The sequence below is a fragment of the Variovorax sp. E3 genome (genome assembly GCF_016082275.1).
GTDB lineage: Bacteria > Pseudomonadota > Gammaproteobacteria > Burkholderiales > Burkholderiaceae_C > Variovorax.
Map to the genome: position 1 here is coordinate 1 of NZ_MOWM01000153.1, position 20,059 is coordinate 20,059.

19 protein-coding genes and 2 pseudogenes are annotated in these 20,059 nt (G+C 65.7%); 9 read left to right on the forward strand and 12 right to left on the reverse strand.

From position 1 onward, the window contains the following. Window positions 1–149: 149 nt before the first annotated feature. The 4 genes from BMG07_RS33370 to BMG07_RS33385 form a co-directional block, all read right to left on the reverse strand. Window positions 150–509: a hypothetical protein gene (locus BMG07_RS33370; protein WP_198088094.1), complete on the reverse strand. Its 360-nt coding sequence runs from the start codon at window positions 507–509 to the stop codon at window positions 150–152. A 63-nt stretch (window positions 510–572) separates the two neighbouring features. Further along, on the reverse strand, window positions 573–1,025 hold the full coding sequence (locus BMG07_RS33375; protein ID WP_198088095.1) for a hypothetical protein: 453 nt from the start codon (window positions 1,023–1,025) through the stop codon (window positions 573–575). Between the two features lie 167 nt (window positions 1,026–1,192). Beyond that, window positions 1,193–1,834, reverse strand: coding sequence for a hypothetical protein (locus BMG07_RS33380; protein ID WP_198088096.1), 642 nt, complete (start codon window positions 1,832–1,834; stop codon window positions 1,193–1,195). 240 nt (window positions 1,835–2,074) lie between these two features. Further along, window positions 2,075–2,602, reverse strand: coding sequence for a hypothetical protein (locus tag BMG07_RS33385; RefSeq protein WP_269759638.1), 528 nt, complete (start codon window positions 2,600–2,602; stop codon window positions 2,075–2,077). Between the two features lie 302 nt (window positions 2,603–2,904). On the opposite strand from BMG07_RS33385, the gene BMG07_RS33390 reads away from it, so the two are divergent. Next, the gene (locus BMG07_RS33390) at window positions 2,905–3,264 is read left to right on the forward strand and encodes a hypothetical protein (RefSeq protein ID WP_198088111.1); all 360 of its coding nucleotides are present in this window, start codon (window positions 2,905–2,907) and stop codon (window positions 3,262–3,264) included. Window positions 3,265–3,343: 79 nt separating this feature from the next. On the opposite strand, the gene BMG07_RS33395 is transcribed toward BMG07_RS33390, so the two are convergent. After that, window positions 3,344–3,826, reverse strand: coding sequence for a GreA/GreB family elongation factor (locus tag BMG07_RS33395; protein WP_198088098.1), 483 nt, complete (start codon window positions 3,824–3,826; stop codon window positions 3,344–3,346). A gap of 313 nt (window positions 3,827–4,139) precedes the next feature. Here BMG07_RS33395 and BMG07_RS33400 point away from each other — a divergent pair, with 313 nt between their 5' ends. The 4 genes and pseudogenes from BMG07_RS33400 (at window position 4,140) to BMG07_RS33415 (ending at window position 8,448) form a co-directional block, all read left to right on the forward strand. Beyond that, window positions 4,140–4,733: a TRAP transporter small permease gene (locus tag BMG07_RS33400; RefSeq protein ID WP_198088099.1), complete on the forward strand. Its 594-nt coding sequence runs from the start codon at window positions 4,140–4,142 to the stop codon at window positions 4,731–4,733. Continuing rightward, window positions 4,730–6,027 (forward strand): annotated as a pseudogene (locus tag BMG07_RS33405) (TRAP transporter large permease). The gene BMG07_RS33400 and the pseudogene BMG07_RS33405 overlap by 4 nt, the downstream one beginning before the upstream one ends. A gap of 41 nt (window positions 6,028–6,068) precedes the next feature. Beyond that, complete coding sequence (locus BMG07_RS33410) at window positions 6,069–7,106, forward strand: DctP family TRAP transporter solute-binding subunit (protein ID WP_198088100.1); 1,038 nt, start codon at window positions 6,069–6,071, stop codon at window positions 7,104–7,106. A gap of 31 nt (window positions 7,107–7,137) precedes the next feature. Next, window positions 7,138–8,448 carry a hypothetical protein gene (locus BMG07_RS33415; protein ID WP_198088101.1) on the forward strand — a complete coding sequence of 437 codons (1,311 nt, stop codon included), beginning with the start codon at window positions 7,138–7,140 and terminating at the stop codon, window positions 8,446–8,448. 32 nt (window positions 8,449–8,480) lie between these two features. On the opposite strand, the gene BMG07_RS33420 is transcribed toward BMG07_RS33415, so the two are convergent. Beyond that, window positions 8,481–9,446 (reverse strand): GlxA family transcriptional regulator, encoded by a 966-nt coding sequence (locus BMG07_RS33420; RefSeq protein WP_198088102.1) that lies wholly within the window; start codon window positions 9,444–9,446, stop codon window positions 8,481–8,483. Window positions 9,447–9,551: 105 nt separating this feature from the next. Between BMG07_RS33420 and BMG07_RS33425 the strand changes: the two genes are divergently transcribed. The 3 genes from BMG07_RS33425 (at window position 9,552) to BMG07_RS33435 (ending at window position 12,355) form a co-directional block, all read left to right on the forward strand. Then, a complete protein-coding gene (locus BMG07_RS33425; protein WP_198088103.1) occupies window positions 9,552–10,382 on the forward strand; it encodes a dienelactone hydrolase family protein in 831 nt (276 codons plus the stop codon). Window positions 10,383–10,450: 68 nt separating this feature from the next. Continuing rightward, window positions 10,451–11,431, forward strand: a complete 981-nt coding sequence (locus BMG07_RS33430; protein WP_198088104.1) for a nucleoside hydrolase — start codon at window positions 10,451–10,453, stop codon at window positions 11,429–11,431. Between the two features lie 111 nt (window positions 11,432–11,542). Further along, window positions 11,543–12,355 (forward strand): class I SAM-dependent methyltransferase, encoded by an 813-nt coding sequence (locus BMG07_RS33435; protein ID WP_198088105.1) that lies wholly within the window; start codon window positions 11,543–11,545, stop codon window positions 12,353–12,355. A gap of 85 nt (window positions 12,356–12,440) precedes the next feature. On the opposite strand, the gene BMG07_RS33440 is transcribed toward BMG07_RS33435, so the two are convergent. The 6 genes from BMG07_RS33440 to BMG07_RS33465 all read right to left on the reverse strand — a co-directional run bounded on the left by BMG07_RS33440 (window position 12,441) and on the right by BMG07_RS33465 (window position 18,414). Beyond that, window positions 12,441–13,178 (reverse strand): amino acid ABC transporter ATP-binding protein, encoded by a 738-nt coding sequence (locus tag BMG07_RS33440; RefSeq protein ID WP_198088112.1) that lies wholly within the window; start codon window positions 13,176–13,178, stop codon window positions 12,441–12,443. 39 nt (window positions 13,179–13,217) lie between these two features. Beyond that, entirely contained in the window at window positions 13,218–13,907 is a 690-nt protein-coding gene (locus BMG07_RS33445; RefSeq protein WP_198088106.1) for an amino acid ABC transporter permease, read from the reverse strand. Between the two features lies 1 nt (window position 13,908). Then, the gene (locus tag BMG07_RS33450; protein WP_198088107.1) at window positions 13,909–14,640 is read right to left on the reverse strand and encodes an amino acid ABC transporter permease; all 732 of its coding nucleotides are present in this window, start codon (window positions 14,638–14,640) and stop codon (window positions 13,909–13,911) included. A gap of 93 nt (window positions 14,641–14,733) precedes the next feature. Next, entirely contained in the window at window positions 14,734–15,633 is a 900-nt protein-coding gene (locus tag BMG07_RS33455) for an amino acid ABC transporter substrate-binding protein (protein WP_198088108.1), read from the reverse strand. A gap of 169 nt (window positions 15,634–15,802) precedes the next feature. Continuing rightward, the gene (locus BMG07_RS33460) at window positions 15,803–17,257 is read right to left on the reverse strand and encodes an aspartate ammonia-lyase (protein WP_198088109.1); all 1,455 of its coding nucleotides are present in this window, start codon (window positions 17,255–17,257) and stop codon (window positions 15,803–15,805) included. A gap of 170 nt (window positions 17,258–17,427) precedes the next feature. After that, window positions 17,428–18,414, reverse strand: a complete 987-nt coding sequence (locus tag BMG07_RS33465) for a LysR substrate-binding domain-containing protein (RefSeq protein ID WP_198088110.1) — start codon at window positions 18,412–18,414, stop codon at window positions 17,428–17,430. A 151-nt stretch (window positions 18,415–18,565) separates the two neighbouring features. Here BMG07_RS33465 and BMG07_RS33470 point away from each other — a divergent pair. Further along, a pseudogene (locus tag BMG07_RS33470) lies at window positions 18,566–20,007 on the forward strand (amidase). The last annotated feature ends 52 nt before the right edge of the window (window positions 20,008–20,059 follow it).

The following is a 20,059-nucleotide window of genomic DNA, read 5'->3' on the forward strand; positions in this document are numbered from 1 at the left end:
AGCGGAGGCGGACAGCCGCTTTGGGCCCGAAGCCGACATCCGAAAAGGCAAAAAGCGGTCGTTCAAAACTGCCTGTAACTCTAGCGCGTGGACCCGCTGAGGCATCGACCAGGCTGGCGGCTTAGAAAGTGCCAGTGCCTCTTTGTGCATCACCTGGAGGACTGGCATTGCCTGTTCAGCAGCGCAGTGACCCTTTCAGCATCAGCAGTGAACCCACGTTCCCACAAGACATCAATGAGTGTGCCAAGGTACAACTTCTCCTCAACGAGCACTTCATATCCTGGAGGAATGGCGAACGCAAAGCCATATAGAAGAAGCGAACCGGTTGGAATCTGAATGGCGTCAACCTTGATGTCGTACTCGTCCAAGTCTTCCGGATAGATGACACCAAACCCACCATTGCTATTGCCGTAACCCTGCCGTCGCTCGGCAAAGTCCGCCAGCTCGGAAAGCGTAGACCATTCCCGAATTACCTCTCTACATGCCGCGCTCGGCTCAGGGGCATCCATCTCTTTCCTTCTGTGAAAGCGAACCATCAAAACGGATGGCTCCTTCTGGCCGACTGCAGGCAGTCAAGGCGTCTTGGGCAAGTATCCCCGCATGGTCGCGTTGAAGACGGAGCTCGCTGCTTGTCGGTCGGGCTTGGTCACCATCAATGCGCTCTGAATCTTTCGTGGCGTGACGTGGCCGACATACAGGAACATCGCTTCACCCTGGACCTCGGCTACGTAGGAGGTCTCCAGTGCATTGCCCGCCGAGTGCATTTGGACGGTCCGACGCAACGTCTCAACCCGACCGGGGTACTGCTTTTCGTGGGCGGCAATTCGAGCATCCAGATTGTTCGTCGCGACAGCCTCGGCCTTGTCGTGGGCAATCGTCAGAAACTGCACGCTGACGATGAGCGACGCCCCCAGTTCCTCGGAATGAAATGCGACTGCAGCCGGGTCAGGGTTTGCATACTGCCTCCAATGGACCGGCAACTCGAGCATGAATTCGTTGTAGGGATAGCGGTGCATCTGGCTCATGGTTGTCGTGCGAATGTAGCCAACGGTCGGATGCCGGTGTCGGCAATGGGCAGCAAAACTGGAAGGTCGTGACGAACTTCCGCTTGTGGCCGACTGTAGCCTGTCCCCACGTCGGCGCATTGGGGGCCTTAACGGTCCTTGAAAACGCCGGATGGCAGTCGCCAGGTTCAGACCGGCTGTGGTCGAAGCCTCGATTCGAGCGCGCCTTCGAGCGCTGCCCACAGCTTCGGCACCGTGTCTTCGCGGGGATTTCCTCGATCGATATAGGCCGCCATCGCGCGCCGCGCATCTTCTTCGCGCCCTGAAAGTGCATGGCAAAACGCGGCTGCCACTGGCAACTGTGTGTACATGCCTGCTTCGGGGCGCTTACTCAGCGCGACAACCTGGTCGTAGACCGAAGTCGTTTGCGCACCCAACTGCCAGAAGTCCTGCGCCTGTCGCACGGCGCTTGAAAGCCTGTGTGTCATGCCGTCGAGCAGGCCCTGTTCACCCCACATGTACGAGAGGTTGAGTTCTGCGGATTGTCCGTCGATGAACGCATCAAGGATTGCCGATTTCTCGGTGCGATGCCACTGCATCTTTCCCGCCACGAGGTGCGGCACGAAATCGAACGAATACCCCCACCGAGGGGCAATAACTCCGCCTTTGAGTTGTGCGTAGGCGAAGACACGGCGAACAGGGGCATCCTTGCTGTCGACCCAGTAAAGCGGCTTCACCTCGGCGAAGCGATCCGCACCGAGACATGTAGCAATCACGGGCGCGATGTGGGATTGAACCGCGGAAATGGTGAGGAGGTTGAAATCGCTCATGGAGACGTTGTCTGCGACGTGCTGAGGCCAGCAGGCGCTCTGTTCGAATGTTCGTTTTTGGCCGACTGTAGCCGGTCGCGTCGCCGTCGTGAACGGACCCAAAGCAAGCCGGTCACCGTTCTCCGAACCGGACGTAGTCAGAACCGGTTCTGACTGTATTGCGTCGCTGGGCACGACCACCGGGGCGAAACACCCCACCTTCAGGTTGCATCGGAACGTTTGCCGGGCCGTCGTGGGATGTCAAAGAAATGGCTTCCAGGGCGACTCATCAATCGCCGAGCGGGCTGCAGAGACTCCGCCGACCTTATAGGCTTTGGTAATCGACTTCGCAGTGGAACTGAGCAAAGAAAGCTCTCCTTTTTTGGGCCCAGGTCGTAGAGGCACGCGCTGTGTGGGAATACCTTCAATGACCGCCCGTAGTTCGCGAAGGCATTCTTGATGCGGCTCGTAAGCAGTAATGGCTGACCCGTCGATCTCGCCTATCGCCAAGTCGATCAACCACTGACTGTGCGGAGCATGGTCACGCGCGCTCAACAGGTGTGTGCGGTACTGTTTTTCGGGCTTTAGTGAACAAAGGAAAGCCGCACAGACGACTCCTTTCCATGTCCAGTGAGTCGAAAGGTCTTCCACCAAGTGCACGTCGAGTGACGCGACCGCTCTGGCGCACAAATAAAGGGGTTCCAGTGGAGCGTATCTCACGCGAGGATAGTCATGCAGTACTGAAGCGAGTTCTCTCGCATCAGTGCAGAGCGAAGACCAGTAGCTCATCGCACTACTTGGCTTCAAGAGTCGCGCGTAGGGGATGTCGAGTACAAGCCTCCCAACATCAGCCTCTAGATAGAAGGGAATTGTGGTCATCTATCGAATGTCCGGTTCTGGCCGACTGTAGCCGGTCGCGCGTTGCATTGTGGAGGGCTCACACCCGTCATCGTCGAGGGTGTGAAACGGTCACTCGAATCCTTGGATGACAGATCCACCTCGGATGGTTGTCCGGCTGACGCAGCCGGAATTCGTATGTATCCGCCACGATGTATGCGAAGCTAGATGCATTTCATCCCTTTGAGGGCGCAATGGTCAAGAAGACAGCCGAACAGAAGAATGCAGAGGAGCGCCGCTACGTTGCCGCCAGTGGTGCAGCGAATGCAGTTGAGCTGGAGCCCTTTCTGACTGACCCGAACCAATCTATACGCGCCACAGCGGCCATGAATCCGGATGCAGACGCAGAGATTCTGGATCGTTTCGCGAACGACAAGTTCTGGGGCGTTCGAATGGAAGTTGTGAGCAATGCCAACGTCAGCCAGGCCACCCTGCGCAGGCTGCTGGAGTCCGATATGCGCAAACGTGGCGTAGTGCACCACGCAGCGCGCGCGAAGCTGGAAGAGCGCGGCGTGGAATTTGGTGCCGATGGCATGCCGGAAGATGCAGCGTAGGAAATAACGTCGCGTTTCCCGAGCCTCCCTTGCTGTCAACTGCTGACCTCAACCAACTCGGCGTGCACTTGCTTGCGGCTTAGAGAATCCGCAGCACCTCAAACTGCTGTCGGATTGGAGCGAGCTGTATCGACACCTCGTCACCCTCGCATTTGCCCAACATGGCCCTGGCCAAAGGGGCTTCGCTGCTGATGACTTGAACAAGCTGAGCGCCGCTGACCAACTTCATGCTGCCCCCATCCGGGCCGAGAAAGAGCTGTTGCTGCTTGTCTTCGGAATCGACCAGGCAGACCAGCGAGCCGAGCTGTATGCCTTTGATCGCGTCGTAAGGACGCGGGCGGAATCGGCGCCAGTTGGCTATCGCCTGGCGTATGGCTTCGGCGCGCCGAGCTTGGCCGGTGGCCAGGTAGGCGGCTTCAAGTCCCAAAGTGTCGTATTTGTTTTCGGCGATGTTCTCTTCGTGAGTCGCCGTTTCATGAGCGGCCCGCACTGCCAGCTCGGCTTGCAGCAGGTCTTCGGCGAGCCGTTCCAGCACCTGCTGTTGCAGCAAGAATTTATCCATGACGAAAGGTCGGCATCTCGAACAAGCGGGGGGTAGGTTTTGGTCATGAAGGGCTCTGGAACCCTTCGACGCTTCTGTTGGCTGCAGGTTGACTTCAAAGTCGACCGCGGCCGACAGCAGCCCCCGGATTCTTGCTTATCCACTGCCCGTCCCCCGAAAGTCCCCTTCCCAAGCCACCCGGCTAAGGAAACCCCCGATGCATGAGTGGTCATCGACCACCTAGCATCGGTAACAGTTTCCCTGTCAAGGTGTACGGAACGCGTCCCGGCGTCCGCCCGGTGACATGGCGTTTGCCTCACTGACCTTCCCCGCGATGACAACTCCACCCGAGTCCGGCCCCACGCTGGACGCCGCCAGCCCCCTCCCCCCCGACATTCCAGCCGCCGACGAACCCACCAAGGTCCCTCTGGCCATCGAGGACTGGCTCACGGTCATCATCATGGGCTCGCTGGCGCTCATCACTTTCGCCAACGTGCTGGTGCGCTACTTCACCGACTCGTCGTTCGCATGGACGGAAGAGTTCTCGGTGTTCCTCATGATCATGCTGGCCATGGTCGCGGGCTGCGGCGCGGTGGCACGCGACCGGCACATCCGCATCGAGTACTTCTCCGAGAGCGGCTCGATGGCGCGGCGCAAGCGGCTCGCGCAGTTCGGCGCGTTGATGATCGCCCTGCTCTTCACGCTGATCGGCACGCTCAGCCTGCGCATGGTGTGGGACGACTACCGTTTTGAAGAGACCACCCCGGGCATCGGGCTGCCGGCGTGGAGGTATTCGGTCTGGCTGCCGATCGTGTCGTTCGCCATCGCGCTGCGCGCGGTGGGCCTCATGATCCGGCGCGGCCGCAAGACCACCTACGGCACCGACAAGAAGAAGAGCAGCAACAGCAGCAAGGGTGACGCACAGTGATCGCCACGCTTCTCTTCGTCGCCTTCGTCGTGATGATGCTGGTGGGCGTGCCCATCGGCGCCGCGCTGGGCCTGGCGGGCGCCGCCTGCATCGCGCTGGCCAACGGCGACGCGCAATGGTTCGGCCTTCTTGCCGTGCCGCAGAACTTCTACGCAGGCCTGGGCAAGTACCCGCTGCTGGCCATTCCGATGTTCGTGCTGGTCGGCTCCATCTTCGACCGTTCGGGCGTGGCGCTGCGGCTCGTCAACTTCGCGATTGCCATCGTGGGGCGCGGGCCCGGCATGCTGCCGCTGGTGACCATCGCGGTGGCGATGTTCATGGGCGGCATCTCGGGCTCGGGGCCCGCCACGGCCGCCGCGGTGGGCGGCGTGATGATCGCGGCGATGGCGCGCGCGGGCTACCCCAAGCCCTTCGCGGCCAGCGTGGTGGGCGCCGCCGCGGCCACCGACATCCTGATTCCGCCCTCGGTGGCGTTCATCGTCTATTCGGTGCTGGTGCCCAATGCCTCGGTGCCCGCGCTCTTCGCGGCCGGCATGATCCCCGGCATCCTGGCCGGCCTGGCGCTCATGGTCCCGGCCGTGTGGCTGGCGCGCAAGCACCACATGGGCACGCTCGAAGCCGCGCTGCCGCGCCCGCCGTTCTGGAAGAGCCTGCGTGAAGCCAGCTGGGGCCTGGCGGCGCCGGTGCTCATTCTCGGGGGCATGCGCCTGGGCTGGTTCACGCCCACCGAGGCGGCCGTGGTGGCGGTGTTCTACGGGCTGTTCGTGGGCATGGTGGTGCACCGCACGATCAAGGTCCGCGACCTGTTCGTGATCCTGCGCGAGTCGGGCGAACTGTCGGCGGTGATCCTGATCGTGGTGTCGCTCGCGGGCATCTTCGCGTACTCGCTGTCGACGCTGGGCGTGATCGATCCGGTGGCCCACGCCATCGTGAACTCGGGCCTGGGCGAATACGGCGTGCTGGCGCTGCTGATCCTGCTGCTGATCACGGTGGGCATGTTCCTGGACGCGTGTCGATCTTCCTGATCTTCGTGCCGCTGCTGTGGCCGATCGTGCAGTACTACAAGTGGGACCCGGTGTGGTTCGGGGTGATCCTCACGCTGAAGGTGGCGCTGGGCCAGTTCACGCCGCCGCTCGCGGTGAACCTGATGGTGTCGTGCCGCATCGCCGGCGTGCGCATGGAAGAGACCGTGCGCTGGGTCGGCTGGCTGCTGTTCTCGATGTTCGTGGTGATGGTGCTGGTCATCGCCTTCCCCGAGCTGGCTTTGTGGCTGCCGCACAAGCTGGGCTACTGATCCGTTTCTGTCCGTTCCGCAAAACCACAAGGAGACCTCTCATGAAATTCCGCCGCACCCTGCTCGGCCTGGCCGCTGCCGCAACCGCCCTGGGCATGTTCTCTTCAGGCGCCATGGCGCAGGCCGCCTACAAGCCCGAGTACAAGATGTCGCTGGTGCTCGGCCCGCCCACACCCTGGGGCCAGGCCGGAAAGATCTGGGCCGACCTCGTGAAGGAGCGCACCCAGGGCCGCATCAACATCAAGCTGTACCCCGGCGTCTCGCTCATCCAGGGCGACCAGACGCGCGAGTTCAGCGCGCTGCGCCAGGGCGTGATCGACATGGCCGTGGGCTCGACCATCAACTGGTCGCCGCAGGTCAAGCAGCTCAACCTGTTCTCGATGCCCTTCCTGATGCCCGACTACGCGGCCATCGACGCGCTCACGCAGGGCGAGGTCGGCAAGGACATGTTCAAGACGCTCGACAAGGCCGGCGTGGTGCCGCTCGCTTGGGGCGAGAACGGGTTTCGCGAAATCACCAACTCCAAGCGGCCGATCAAGTCGCCGGCCGACGTCAAGGGCATGAAGATCCGCGTGGTGGGCTCGCCCATCTACTCCGACATGTTCACCGCGCTGGGCGCCAACCCCACGCAGATGAGCTGGGCCGACGCACAGCCCGCGCTCGCCAGCGGCGCGGTCGACGGCCAGGAGAACCCGCTGTTCCTGTTCACGGTGCTGAAGATGCAGAACGTGGGCCAGAAGTTCGTGACCACCTGGGGCTACGTGGCCGACCCGCTGGTGTTCGTGGTGAACAAGGAAATCTGGGCCTCGTGGACGCCGGCCGACCAGGCCATCGTGCGCCAGGCCGCCGTCGACGCGGGCAAGGAAGAAATCGCCATCGCGCGCAAGGGCCTGGTCGAAGCCGACAAGCCCGTGCTGAAAGACATCGCGGGCATGGGCGTGACCGTGACGAGCCTGACCCCGGCCGAACGTGAAGCCTTCGTGAAGGCGACGCGGCCGGTGTACGACAAGTGGAAATCGACCGTGGGCGCCGACCTGGTGGCGAAGGCCGAGCAGGCGATTGCCGCGCGCAAGAAGTAAGCGCCTCTTCGCAGTCGCACAGGAGCCCCGCATGCGGGGCTCTTTCATTTGCGGCATGCGCTGCTCGCCGCAAACACGCATTGCATCGGCACCCCGTCGCGGGTATCTTCTCGCCGCGCCGCAGAGCTGCACACCAGCCGCCGGCGGCGAGAAGCAAGCAGTCGAACAAACAAACGAGCAAGCAACGAGGGAGAGAGCAATGCTGAATCCATGGAAGAGCGCCGCCGCGGCAGCGCTGGCTACGCTGTTGATTTCCTGCGGAGGCGGGGGAGGTGGTGGAGGAGGCGGCGGTGCAGGCATCGGACTGCTGCCCCCGCCGACGTCGGGCACGCCGGCGCCGACGCCGCAGCCGGAACCGGTCGCGTCGACGTACACGACCTTCGCGCTGCTGCCTTACAGGTCCGTGGTCGTGTCGTTCTCCAAGCCGAACCCGGGGCCCGGCGAGAGCGTCGAGATGCGAACGCTCAACGCGTTCAAGAACGCCGGGGGCGTCGGGCGCGACATGGCCTACGACGCCAAGCGCGACCGGCTGTACATCTCGATGGGCACCCGCATCCTGATGATCCCCAAGGCCAGCCAGGCATCGGGCGACGTCACGAAGGCGCAGTACGACGTGCTGTCCTCCGGACTCGGCTCGTTCAGCACGATGGTGCTGGACGCCGAACGCGACGAGCTCTGGCTGGGCGGCCCCATGTCCCGCCTGCATGGCGCGCTGGTGAAGATCAGCAACATCAGCGCCGCATACGGCCAGATCCGCACGCTCGAATCGATCGGGCCCCAGGAGACGCGACCTGTCGCGTCCTACCAGGTCTGGTATATCCGCTCCTCGATGCTCATGCGCTTCGCGATCGATCCGACCCGCTCGCTCGTCTATACCTCCGACGGCATCGGCGGCGTGTTCGATCTTGCAACGCTCACGCCCGCGCGCAAGGAGCCGACCGGCGATCCAGTCTACGAAGAGTTGGTCGCGGAAAGAAACGCACCGGTGCGTATGCTGTTCAACGGCACCAACATGTTTGCCACCGACGTGGCCCTGGACGTTGCACGCAACAGGCTGTATGTGCTGGGAGGCGACGGGCGCGAGATCATCACGATCAATGGCGCCAGCACCGCCAATTCACCGGGCACCTTCAGCCGGCTCCCACTGTCCACGGTGAACAGTTCCATCGCCGTCGATGCGAAGAACGACCGCCTCTATGTGGGCGGCGTCGACAACAACGCCTACATCTTCAACAACGCGAGCACGATCACTGCGGGCACGGTCGTGCCCGGCACCAGCGTGCTGGGCGCACCGGAAAGCGTGGCGGGCAAGGGCGTGGTCTGGGGCATTTCGTTCCCCTGACCTGACCCGCCGGGGTGCACCCGGGCGCTTCGTCAAGTGCGATAGCGGCTCGGGTTCGCCCCCGCGATCTTCTTCATCAGGCGCCGCAGCGCGGTGGCGTCCTGGTAGCCCACGGCGCCGGCCACCTGCTCGACCGTCATGCGGCTGGTTTCGAGCAGCGCGCGGGCGCGCCGCAGCCGCACGCCCTGCACCAGCGCCTGCGTGCTCTTGCCGGTGGCTTTCTGAATGTGGCGCGACAGCGTGCGCTGCGACATGCAGAACTCTTGCGCCAGCACGCTCACGGCCGGCGCATCGGGCAGCGCCGACTCGACCCGCGCGGCCAGCCGCGCCACCAGGTCGTTGCCGTTGGCCAGCAGCTCCGGCACGATGAACGGCGACTGCGCCTGGCGACCGTCGATCAGCAGCATGCGCGAGACCAGGTCGGTGAGCGCGCTGCCGCAGCGCTCGCGCAGCAGGTGCAGCATCAGGTCGGTCTGCGCGAACGCGGCGCCGGCCGTGACCACGGGGCCGTCGGCGCACACCATGCGGTCGGCGTCGACGGTGCAGCCCGGCGCCATGCGCGCAAGCAGCGGCGCGTACCACCACGAGGTGGTTGCGCGGCGGCCCTGCAGCAGCCCCGCCGCGTTCAGCAGGAACACCGCCGAGCACGAGCCCGCGACCTGCCCGCCCGCCTTGGCATGTCGCACGAGGCCCGCGACGGCCATGGCGGCATCGCCGCTCTCCAGGCAGCGGCGGATGTCGCCCGGCGTGTTGAGCCCGAGCCCCGGCACCACCCAGGTCGAGCGGTCGTCGCGCGACCTGGCGGGCAGGCGCGCGGTGTCGATGGTCATGCCGGCCTGCAGCCGCACGGGGCCGCCCTGCACCGAGCACAACCGCCAGCGCGGCGGCGCCACGCCGGCACGTGGGGCCACGGCCCGCGCGGCGCCGAGGATGTCGAGCGTGACCGCAACGCTGGAATTGAAGGCGCCGGGCAGCACCAGGATTGTGAAGTCGTGCATTTCCGTGGCTGTCTGATCCAGCCCTTAAACAGTCAAATTGGACACTGCCATTCTGGCGGCGCGAACGGCCCAATACAAGCCTCGTCCACGCACATCCCAGCCCTCATGACCAGCACGCGCACCGCCCACCCCCTGACCGAAGACGACCCGCTCGACGACTTCACCGCGCGCCAGATCACCCTGGACGGCGTCCAGAAGAAGGTCTACCTGACGGGCACGGGCCCCGCCGTGATCGTGATGACCGAGATGCCCGGCATCAGCCCGCACGTGGCGCGCTTCGCCCGCTGGGTGCGCGACGCGGGCTTCACGGTCTACATGCCGTCGCTGTTCGGCCGCGACGGCGCGGTGCCCGGCGCGGAAGAAGGCGTGGCCGTCTTCAAGCGCGCCTGCGTGAGCGCGGAGTTCCGCGCCTTCGCGGCCAACGCGTCGAGCCCGGTCACGCAGTGGCTGCGCGCGCTGGCGCGGCTTGCGCATGCCGAATGCGGCGGCCCCGGCGTGGGCGCGATCGGCATGTGCTTCACCGGCAACTTCGCGCTGTCGATGATGCTGGAGCCCGCGATGCTCGCGCCGGTGATGTGCCAGCCCTCGCTGCCCATGGACCAGCCCGCCGCCATGAACGTGGCGCCCGACGAACTGGCCGCGGTGCGCGCCCGCATGGAGCGCGAGGACCTGACGGTCATGGCCTACCGCTTCGAGGGCGACAGGCATTGCAAGGCGCAGCGCTTCGCGGCCTTTGCGGAGGCGTTGGGCGAGCGCTTTGTGGCGCGCGTGCTGCCCGACAGCGCGGCCAGCACCGACACCGCGCCCTTCTTCGCGCAGGTGGTCGCCAGCCCGCACAGCGTGGTGACGGCCCACCTGATCGACGAGGCGGGCCAGCCGACGGTGGCGGCGCGCGACGAGATCCTGGCGTTCTTCGCGCGGCGATTGAAGGGCTGAGCGGTGCCGGGCTCTGGCAGACTTGCCCGGCAGGGGCGCGCCGTCAGCGCCCGCCAGGAGCCTCTTTCATGCCGCAGCCTCATCCCGTAGACACCGCAGACACCGCCACTCACACGCTCGTCATCGACACGGACCCCGGCGCCGACGACGTCATCGCGCTGCTCTTCGCCATGGCCGCGCCCGAGCGGCTGAAGCTCCAGGCGCTGACCACGGTGGCCGGCAACGTGCAACTGGCCAAGACCTCGCGCAACGCGCGCCTGGCCTGCGAGTGGGCCGGGCGGCCCGACATTCCGGTGTACGCGGGCGCGCTGCGCCCCCTGAAGCGCACGCCGATCTACGCGGCCAACATCCACGGCAAGGAAGGCCTCACCGGCGTCGACGTGTACGAGCCCGCCGCGCCGCTCGCCGAAGGCCACGCGGTCGACTACCTGGTCCGCATGCTGCGCGCCGCGCCCGAAAAGAGCGTGACGCTGGCCATGCTCGGCCCGCAGACCAACCTCGCGCTGGCGCTCGAGCAGGCGCCCGACATCGCGCGCGGCCTGCGCGAGCTGGTGCTGATGGCCGGCGCGCATTTCAACGGCGGCAACATCACGCCGACGGCCGAGTTCAACGTGTTTGCCGACCCGCACGCGGCCGAGGCGGTGCTGCTGCGCAGCGGCGTGCCGATCACCATGCTGCCACTGGACGTGACGCACAAGATCCTCACGAGCGAGGCGCGCATCGCGCGGCTGCGCGCGCTGGGCAATCGGGCCGGCGCGATCGTCGCGGACATCCTCGACGCCTATGCGCCGCAGGAAATGAAGCACTACGACATGCCCGGCGGTCCGGTGCACGACGCCACGGTCACGGCCTACCTGCTGCAGCCTTCGCTTTTCAAGGGCAAGCGCATCCACGTGGAGATCGACAGCCGCGAAGGCATGGGCTTCGGCCAGACGGTGGCCGACTGGTACGGCAGCCTGCGCCGGCCGGCCAACGTGAACTGGATCGCCGACGGCGACGCGCAGGGGTTCTTCGACCTGCTGACGGCGCACATTGCCCGCCTGCCCTGAGTTCGCCGCGAGACGCGCCGCCGCAGGGTACCGTTGACGGGAGCGGCATGTGCGACCACCATGGTGGCCGCTTCGGGGAGGCCGTTCGCAGCTGGCTGTCCAGGAGGTCCCATGGCTGAAAGCGACAAGGTGTTCGCGGGTTCGATCCCGAAGTTCTACGACACGCTGATGGTCCCGCTGATCTTCGCGGGCTACGCCACCGACATGGCGGCGCTCGTCGCGGCCTCATCGCCCGGCGCGGTGCTCGAAACGGCCGCCGGCAGCGGCGTGGTCACGCGGGCGCTGGCCCCGCTGCTCGGCGCCGGCGCGCGCTACGTGGTGAGCGACCTCAACCAGCCCATGCTCGACTACGCCGCCACCCGGCTGGGGCCGGACAGCCGCATCGAATGGCGGCAGGCCGACGCGCTGGCGCTGCCGTTCGAAGACGCGTCGTTCGACGTGGTGTGCTGCCAGTTCGGCGCCATGTTCTTCCCCGACCGGGTGGCCGGCTATGCCGAGGCGCGCCGCGTGCTCAGGCCCGGCGGGCGCTTTGCCTTCAGTGTCTGGGACCGCATCGAGGAGAACGCCTTCGCCGACGAGATCACCCGCGCGGTGGCCACGGTGTTTCCGCAAGACCCGCCGCGCTTCCTGGCCCGCACGCCGCACGGCTACCACGACGTCGCCCTGATCCGCGACGAGTTGAGCCGCGCGGGCTTCGCCGCCGTCGAGATCCGGACGCACGCAAAGGTGAGCCACGCCGCGTCGGCGCGCGAGGTCGCCACCGCCTATTGCCAGGGCACGCCGCTGCGCAGCGAGATCGAGGCGCGCGACGCCAGCCTGCTCCCGCTCGCCACGCAGCGCGCGACGCAGGCGATCGCCCAAAACCACGGCGAAGGCCCGGTGAGCGGCAAGATCTCGGCGCACGTGATCGTGGCGGCGGGGTAGAGAAGACGGCGCCACCGCCGGGCGCGCATGAAAAAAGCCACGCTGCGTGAACAGCGTGGCTTTTTTTCTGTGCGCGGCAGCCGGTTCAGTGCTGCAGGATCTTGTTGAGGAAGTCCTTGGTGCGCGGCTGGCGGTTCTCGGGATGGTTGAAGAACTCGTCCTTCGGGCAGTCTTCCAGGATGCGGCCGCCCACGTCGATGAAGATCACGCGGCTGGCGACCTTGCGGGCAAAGGCCATTTCGTGCGTGACCACCATCATGGTCATGCCTTCCTTGGCCAGGCTCACCATCACGTCGAGCACTTCGCCGACCATTTCGGGGTCGAGCGCCGAAGTGGGTTCGTCGAACAGCATCACGATCGGGTCCATCGACAGCGCGCGGGCAATCGCCACGCGCTGCTGCTGGCCGCCCGACAGCTGGCCCGGGAACTTGTCCTTGTGCGCCATGAGGCCCACGCGGTCGAGCATCTTCAGGCCGCGGGTCTTGGCTTCGTCGGCCGAACGGCCCAGCACCTTGATCTGCGCGATCGTGAGGTTCTCGGTCACCGACAGGTGGGGGAACAGCTCGAAGTGCTGGAACACCATGCCGACCTTGGAGCGCAGCTTGGGCAGGTTGGTCTTGGGGTCGTGCAGCGGAATGCCGTTGACGGTGATTTCGCCCTTCTGAAAGGGCTCGAGCGCGTTCACGGTCTTGATGAGCGTGGACTTGCCGGAACCCGACGGGCCGCACACCACCACCACGTCGCCCTTGGAGATGCTCACGTTGCAGTCGTTGAGCACCTGCACCGGGCCGTACCACTTGGAGACGTTCTTGATTTCAATCATTTTTTCGGACATTTCTTTCTCTCCGGTTCAGCCACTCAATCAGCGAATGATGGCGATTTTCTTGTGCAGGCGTTTCACCAGCCAAGAAAGGGCGTAGCACATGACGAAGTAAACGACAGCCGCCAGCAGGTAGGCCTCGATGGGGCGGCCGAAGTTCTTGCCGGCCGTCTCGAAGCCCTTGAGCATGTCGTAGGCGCCGATGGCATACACCAGCGACGTATCCTGGAACAGGATGATGGTCTGCGTGAGCAGCACCGGCAGCATGTTGCGGAAGGCCTGCGGCAGCACCACCAGGCGCATGTTCTGGCCGTAGGTCATGCCCACGGCCTGGCCGGCGTTCACCTGGCCGCGCGGGATCGACTGGATGCCCGCGCGCATGATCTCGCTGAAGTAGGCCGCCTCGAACGCGACGAAGGTGATCACGGCCGAGATTTCGGAACGGTAGTTGGAGCCCACCGAGCCGAACAGCGAATAGAACGACGCCGGCACGAGCAGGAAGAACCACAGGATCACCATCACCAGCGGGATGCTTCGCATGCCGTTGACGTACAGGGCCGCGGGCGCATCGAGCCACTTCTTGCCCGACAGGCGCATGAGCGCCAGCAGGGTGCCGAAGATCACGCCGCCGATGGTGGCCACCACCGTCAGCATGATGCTGAAGTAGAAGCCCTTGACGACGAAGTTGCTGATGACGTCCCAGTTGTAGAAGGACAGGTCGAGATTCATCATGTCAGTGTCCTCCGCCGCCGCTGCTGGCCGAGACGATGAAGCCCGGCACGCGGGTCTTCTTCTCGATGAACGCCATGAGGCGGTTGATCGCCAGGGCCGACACCACGTAGCACGCCGTCACCGCGAGGTAGACCTCGATGCCGCGCGAGGTTTCTTCCTGCGCCTGCATGGCGAACATGGTGAGTTCGGTGACCGACACGGCGAACGCGACGGACGAATTCTTGAAAATATTCATCGTCTCGCTCGTGAGCGGCGGGATGATGATGCGATAGGCCATCGGCAAGATGACGTAGCGGTAGTACTGCGCGGTGGTGAAGCCCACCGCCATGCCCGCGTAGCGCTGGCCCTTGGGCAGCGCCTGGATGCCCGAGCGCACCTGCTCGGCGATACGCGCCGAGGTGAAGAAGCCCAATGCCAGCACCACGAGGATGAAGCTCGGCACGCCCTTCATGACGGGAATCAGCGCCGGAATCACGTGGTACCACAGGAAGATCTGCACCAGCAGCGGAATGTTGCGGAACAGCTCGACCCACGCATTGCCCAGGCGCACGAGCCACGGGCTGTCAGGCAGCGTGCGGATGATCCCGACCAGCGAGCCCAGCACCAACGCGACGATCAGCGCCAGCAGCGCGACCGACACCGTCCAGCCCCAGGCCGACAGCATCCACTGCAGGTAGGTCGGATAGTCCCCCCCGGGGTCTTGCAGGAAGACCTGCCAATCCCAGTTGCCCATTTTCTTACTCCTTCACCATCTTCAAAAAACCAGTCCCTTGAAAAGAAACGCCCACCGCGAAAGGTGGGCGTCATTCGCGCAGCGACGCGACGCTTATTCCTTGGTGACGTAGTCTTCCGCGGGCTTGTCGTTCGGGTTCGCCCAGGCGTTCTTGGTGGCTTCGCCCAGCGGCAGGTTGATGGTCACGCCTGCGGGCGGGATCGGCTTCATGAACCACTTGTCATAGAGCTTGGCCAGCTCGCCCGACTTGGCCTGTGCCTTGATGCTGTCGTCCACGGCCTTCTTGAAGGCGGGGTCGTCCTTGCGGATCATGATGCCGATGGGTTCGACGGCCAGCACGTCGTTCAGGATCTTGTAGTCCTTGGGCGACTTCGACTTGGCGGCCAGGGCGGCCAGGATCGAGCCGTCCATCACGAAGGCGTCGGCGCGGCCGGTCTCCAGCAGCAGGAAGCTGTCGGAGTGGTCCTTGCCGTAGACCTCCTTGAAGGTCAGGTTTTCAGCACGCTTTTGCTTGCGCACGGTCTGCAGGGGCGTGGTGCCGGTGGTGGTGGCCACCGTCTTGTCCTTCAGGTCGGCCAGCGAGTTGATGCCCGAGTTCGCCTTGACGACGATCTTGGTTTCCTCGACGTAGGTGGTCACGCCGAAGGCCACGTCCTTCTGGCGGGTGGCGTTGTTGGTGGTCGAGCCGCACTCGATGTCCACGGTGCCGTTCTGCACCAGGGGAATGCGGTTTTGCGAGGTCACGGGCTGGTACTTGACTTCGAGCTTCTTGCCGGCGGCCTTCTCGAGGTCCTTGATGATGTTGGCGCAGACGTCGTAGTGAAAGCCGGTGTACTGGCCGTTGCCCAGGGTATAGGAGAGACCGGAGGATTCGCGCACACCTTCGGTGATGACGCCGGAAGCCTTGATCTTGGCCAGGGTGTCATTGGCCTGCGCCATCGCGCCACCGGCGGCCAGTGCCGCGATTGCCAATGCCAATACTTGTTTTTTCATAAAGGAAAACTCCTGAGGGTGACTGAAACAGATACAACGAAATTCTAGACATTCACATTTTGCGTGATACCCGGACCAACCCGGTGCATCGATGCACGCATTGCACCGGCCGCGCGCATCGGGGCGCCAGCCTGGTGCGATCCTGCCTCCTGGCATTGTCCGACTTTCACTAAGCAGCCTTTGTGCCCGAAGGCTCGGCGGCCGGCGGAACCGGTGCCGCCGTCAGGCGAACCGGCTGCGTGAGATTCTCGGGCACGAGCAGCGCCTCCATTTCGGCGCGGGTCATGATGCCCAGCGACTCGGCCACCAGGTCGATCGGCCCGCCGGTGGCCAGCGCGGTCTTGGCGATGAGCGCGGCCTTCTCGTAGCCGATGAGCGGGTTGAGCGCCGTGACCAGCGTGACCGACTCGCGCACCCGCTTGGCCAGGAACTCGCGGTTGGCCTCGATGCCCTCGACGCAGTTCTTCTGCAGCGTGTTGCAGGCCTTGCCCAGGTGCTGGATGCTCTTGAACAGGCTCCAGCCCATGATCGGCTCGAAGGCATTGAGCTGCAGCTGGCCGGCCTCGGAGGCCATGGTCACGGTGATGTCGTTGCCGATGACCTCGAAGGCCACCTGGTTCATGACTTCCGGAATCACCGGGTTGACCTTGCCCGGCATGATCGACGAGCCGGCCTGGCGCGCCGGCAGCCGGATCTCGCCGAAGCCGGCCTGCGGGCCGCTGGACAGCAGGCGCAGGTCGTTGCAGGTCTTGCTGAGCTTGGTGGCCACGCGCTTGAGCACGCCCGACAGCTGCACGAAGGCGCCGGTGTCCTGCGTGGCCTCGATGAGGTTGGCGGCCTGCTTGAGCGGCACGCCGGTCTGCTCGGCCAGGTACTGGCAGGCCAGGTTGGCGTAGCCGTGCGGCGCGTTGATGCCGGTGCCGATGGCGGTGGCGCCGAGGTTGATTTCCTCGATGAGGGCGCGCGCTTCGTTCAGGCGGGCCTCGTCTTCCCCGATCATGATGGCGTAGGTCAGGAACTCCTGGCCCAGCGTCATGGGCACGGCGTCCTGCAGCTGGGTGCGGCCGATCTTCAGGATGTCCTTGAACTCCAGCGCCTTGGCCTCGAAGCTGCGGCGCAGCGAGGCCATGGCCTCCAGCAGCCGGCCGATGGCGAACCACAGCGCCAGCCGCACGGCCGTGGGGTACACGTCGTTGGTGCTCTGCGAGGCGTTGACGTGGTCGTTGGGGTGCAGCACGTCGTAGCGCGCCTTCTCGTGGCCCAGCTTTTCCAGCGCGAGGTTGCAGATGACCTCGTTGGCGTTCATGTTGGTCGAGGTGCCCGCGCCGCCCTGGATGACGTCGACCACGAACTCGTCGAGCAGCTTGCCGTCGATGATGTCGTCGCAGGCCAGGATGATGGCGGCGGCGCGGTCGCGGTCGATGGCGCCCAGGTCGGCGTTGGCGCGGGTGGCCGCCTTCTTGACGTAGGCCAGCGCCCGGATCAGGTCGGGCATGGCCGAGATGCGGGTGCCCGAGATGGCGAAGTTCTCGACCGCCCGCGCGGTGTGTACGCCCCAGTAGGCGACGGCAGGGATCTGCTTCTCGCCGAGGAAGTCGTGTTCGGTCCTGAAATTGGCGCTCATACAGGTTCCTCGGCTAAAAAAGCACGCGTGTGGCGCGTGCCGGATGGTGCTTGTGACAGCGGCGTCAAAAAACTGCCGCGACTGTAGTGGCCCCCGCGCCGCCGTGCCAATGCCGTTTGCGGGGAGGCTCATGCGCGGCATTTATAGATTGTGCAGTGCACAAATAATGATCAGCGCGGCGGCTGCGTACCGACCAGGTACGACCACAGCGCGTCGGCCGTGCGCTTGGGCTGCAGGCCGTCGGGGACCGCCGCCTTGGCGGCGCGGCCGGTGCCGCTCTTGACCGGCGCCGGCGCGGTCGGCCGCTCGCGGTAGGCGCGGATTTCCATCGTTGCCTCCAGGCTGTCGATCTCGGGCGGCAGCGCGCTCACCAGCTTGCGCGCCTTGATTTCCTTGCGCACCGCGCTCTGCGGCAAAAAGGCGATGCCGTGGCCTTCGAGCGCCATCACCTTCAGGCCTTCGGCCATGTCGGTCTCGTAGACGCGGTCGAGGTGAATGGCCGTGCCCGACTCTTTGAGCAACTGGTCGACCACGCGGCCCAGGTAGGCGCCCGGCGCATAGCCCAGGTAGGGCAGCGGCTGGCCCGGACGGCCGGGCAGCCGGTAGCGCGGCGCGCCGTCGGCGTCGGCCTTGACCCAGGGGGCCACGGTTTCCTCGCCGAGGCTGACCATCTCGTACTTGTTGGCGTCCAGCTGCAGCGGCTGCGAGGGGTGGTGGTAGGCAATCAGCAGGTCGCAGCTGCCCTCGACCAGCCGCAGCACCGCGTCGTGCACGTTGAGCGCGATGAGACGGCTCTTCATGGGGCCGAAGTGCTCGCGCAGGGTCGTGACCCAGGCCGGGAAGAAGGTGAAGGCCAGCGTGTGCGGCACGGCGAACTCGATCACGTCCTGCCCGGCGGCCGAGTGGCCGCGCAGCATGGCGCGCGTGCTCTGCAGCGACTGCAGCATCTCGATGGCCTGGCTGTAGAGCGTCTGCCCCGCGGGCGTCAGGCGTGTCGGGTACGAGCTGCGGTCGACCAGGTCGGTGCCGGCCCAGCCTTCGAGCGCCTGGATGCGGCGCGAGAACGCCGGCTGGGTTACATGCCTCAACTGGGCCGAGCGGCTGAAGCTGCGCGTTTCCGCCAGGCTGATGAAGTCTTCGAGCCACTTTGTTTCCATACGCGGCGATTATGTCCGCCCCCGGCTTTTCACTTCGCTTCGCTGCGTGTAACTCGCCACCCCCCAGGGGGGAGGCGCGGCCGCCTTGGGGCGGCCCGGCGGCGGCCTCTGGCACATACTGTCAGCCCATTCGCTCCACCCCGCACTTGCCATGCCCTCAGACGCCCTGCTCGACCTCAGCGCCACCGAACTGTCCCGCCGCATCGCCGCGCGCGACGTGTCCTGCCACGAAGTCATGGCCGCCTCGCTGGCGCGCATCGAGGCGCTGAACCCGAAATTCACGCCGTCGTCTCGCTGCGCGACCCCGCGCAGTTGCTGGCCGAGGCCGCCGCGCACGACGCCGAACTGGCGCGCGGCGAACGGCGCGGCTGGATGCACGGCTTTCCGCTCGCGGTCAAAGACCTGAGCCACGCCAGCGGCCTGCCGACCTCGATGGGTTCGCCGCTGTCGCCGCGCTCGCCGGCGCGCACCGACAGCCTGCACGTGGCGCGCGCCAAGGCGGCCGGCGCCATCGTCATCGGCAAGACCAACACGCCCGAGTTCGGGCTGGGCTCGCACACCTACAACCCGGTGTTCGGCATCACGCGCAACGCCTATGCGCCCGACCGCAGCGCCGGCGGCAGCAGCGGCGGCGCGGCCGTGGCGCTGGCCCTGGGCATGGTGCCCGTGGCTGACGGCAGCGACATGATGGGGTCGCTGCGCAACCCCGCCGCCTTCAACAACGTGATCGGCATGCGGCCCTCGCGCGGGCGCGTGCCCGGCGACCCCGAGCAGGAACTGTTCTTCCAGCAACTGGGCTGCGACGGCCCGATGGCGCGCACCGTGGAAGATGCGGCGCGCCTGCTGGCGGTGCAGTCGGGCTTCGACGGCCGCGTGCCGCTGTCGTCGCCGCACGCCCTGCCCTCGCCCGACACGCTGCAGCTCGAGGGCGACGGCAAGGGCCTGCGCATCGGCTGGCTCGGCAGCATCTGGCCCGACCTGCCGCTGGCGCCGGGCGTGCGCGAACTCGGCGAGAAGGCGCTCGCCACCTTCCGCGACATCGGCTGCACGGTCGAGCCCTGCACGCTCGACGTGCCGCGCGAGCACAACTGGAGCGCGTGGCTGCGGCTGCGGCAACTGCTGGTGGGCGGCAAGCTGGGCGCGTACCTGAGCGACCCCCAACTGTTCGCGCAACTCAAGCCCGAGGCGCAATGGGAAATCGAGCAGAGCCGGCACCTGGATGCGGCCTCGCTGTACCAGGCGTCGATGTACCGCTCGAACGTGTACCGCGCGTTCCTGCAACTCTTCGAGAAGTTCGACTTCGTGGTGGCGCCGACCGCGCAGGTGTTTCCGTTCGACGCCGAGCTGCACTGGCCGGCCGAAGTCGCCGGGGTGAAGAGCGACACGTACCACCGCTGGATGGAAATCGTCACGCCGTTCACGCTGGCCGGGCTGCCGACGCTGAATGTGCGCGCGGGCTTCGGCGAGGGCGGGTTGCCGATGGGGTTGCAGTTGGCGGGGCCGATCCATGCCGACCTGGAGGTGCTGCGGCTGGGGCATGCGTACGACCAGGCGTGCGGCTGGGCGTCTCACCGCCCCCCTGCATTGGTTTGACTCCCTCCCCTTCCGGGGGAGGGTGGGGGTGGGGGCAAGGCGGCGTATCCAT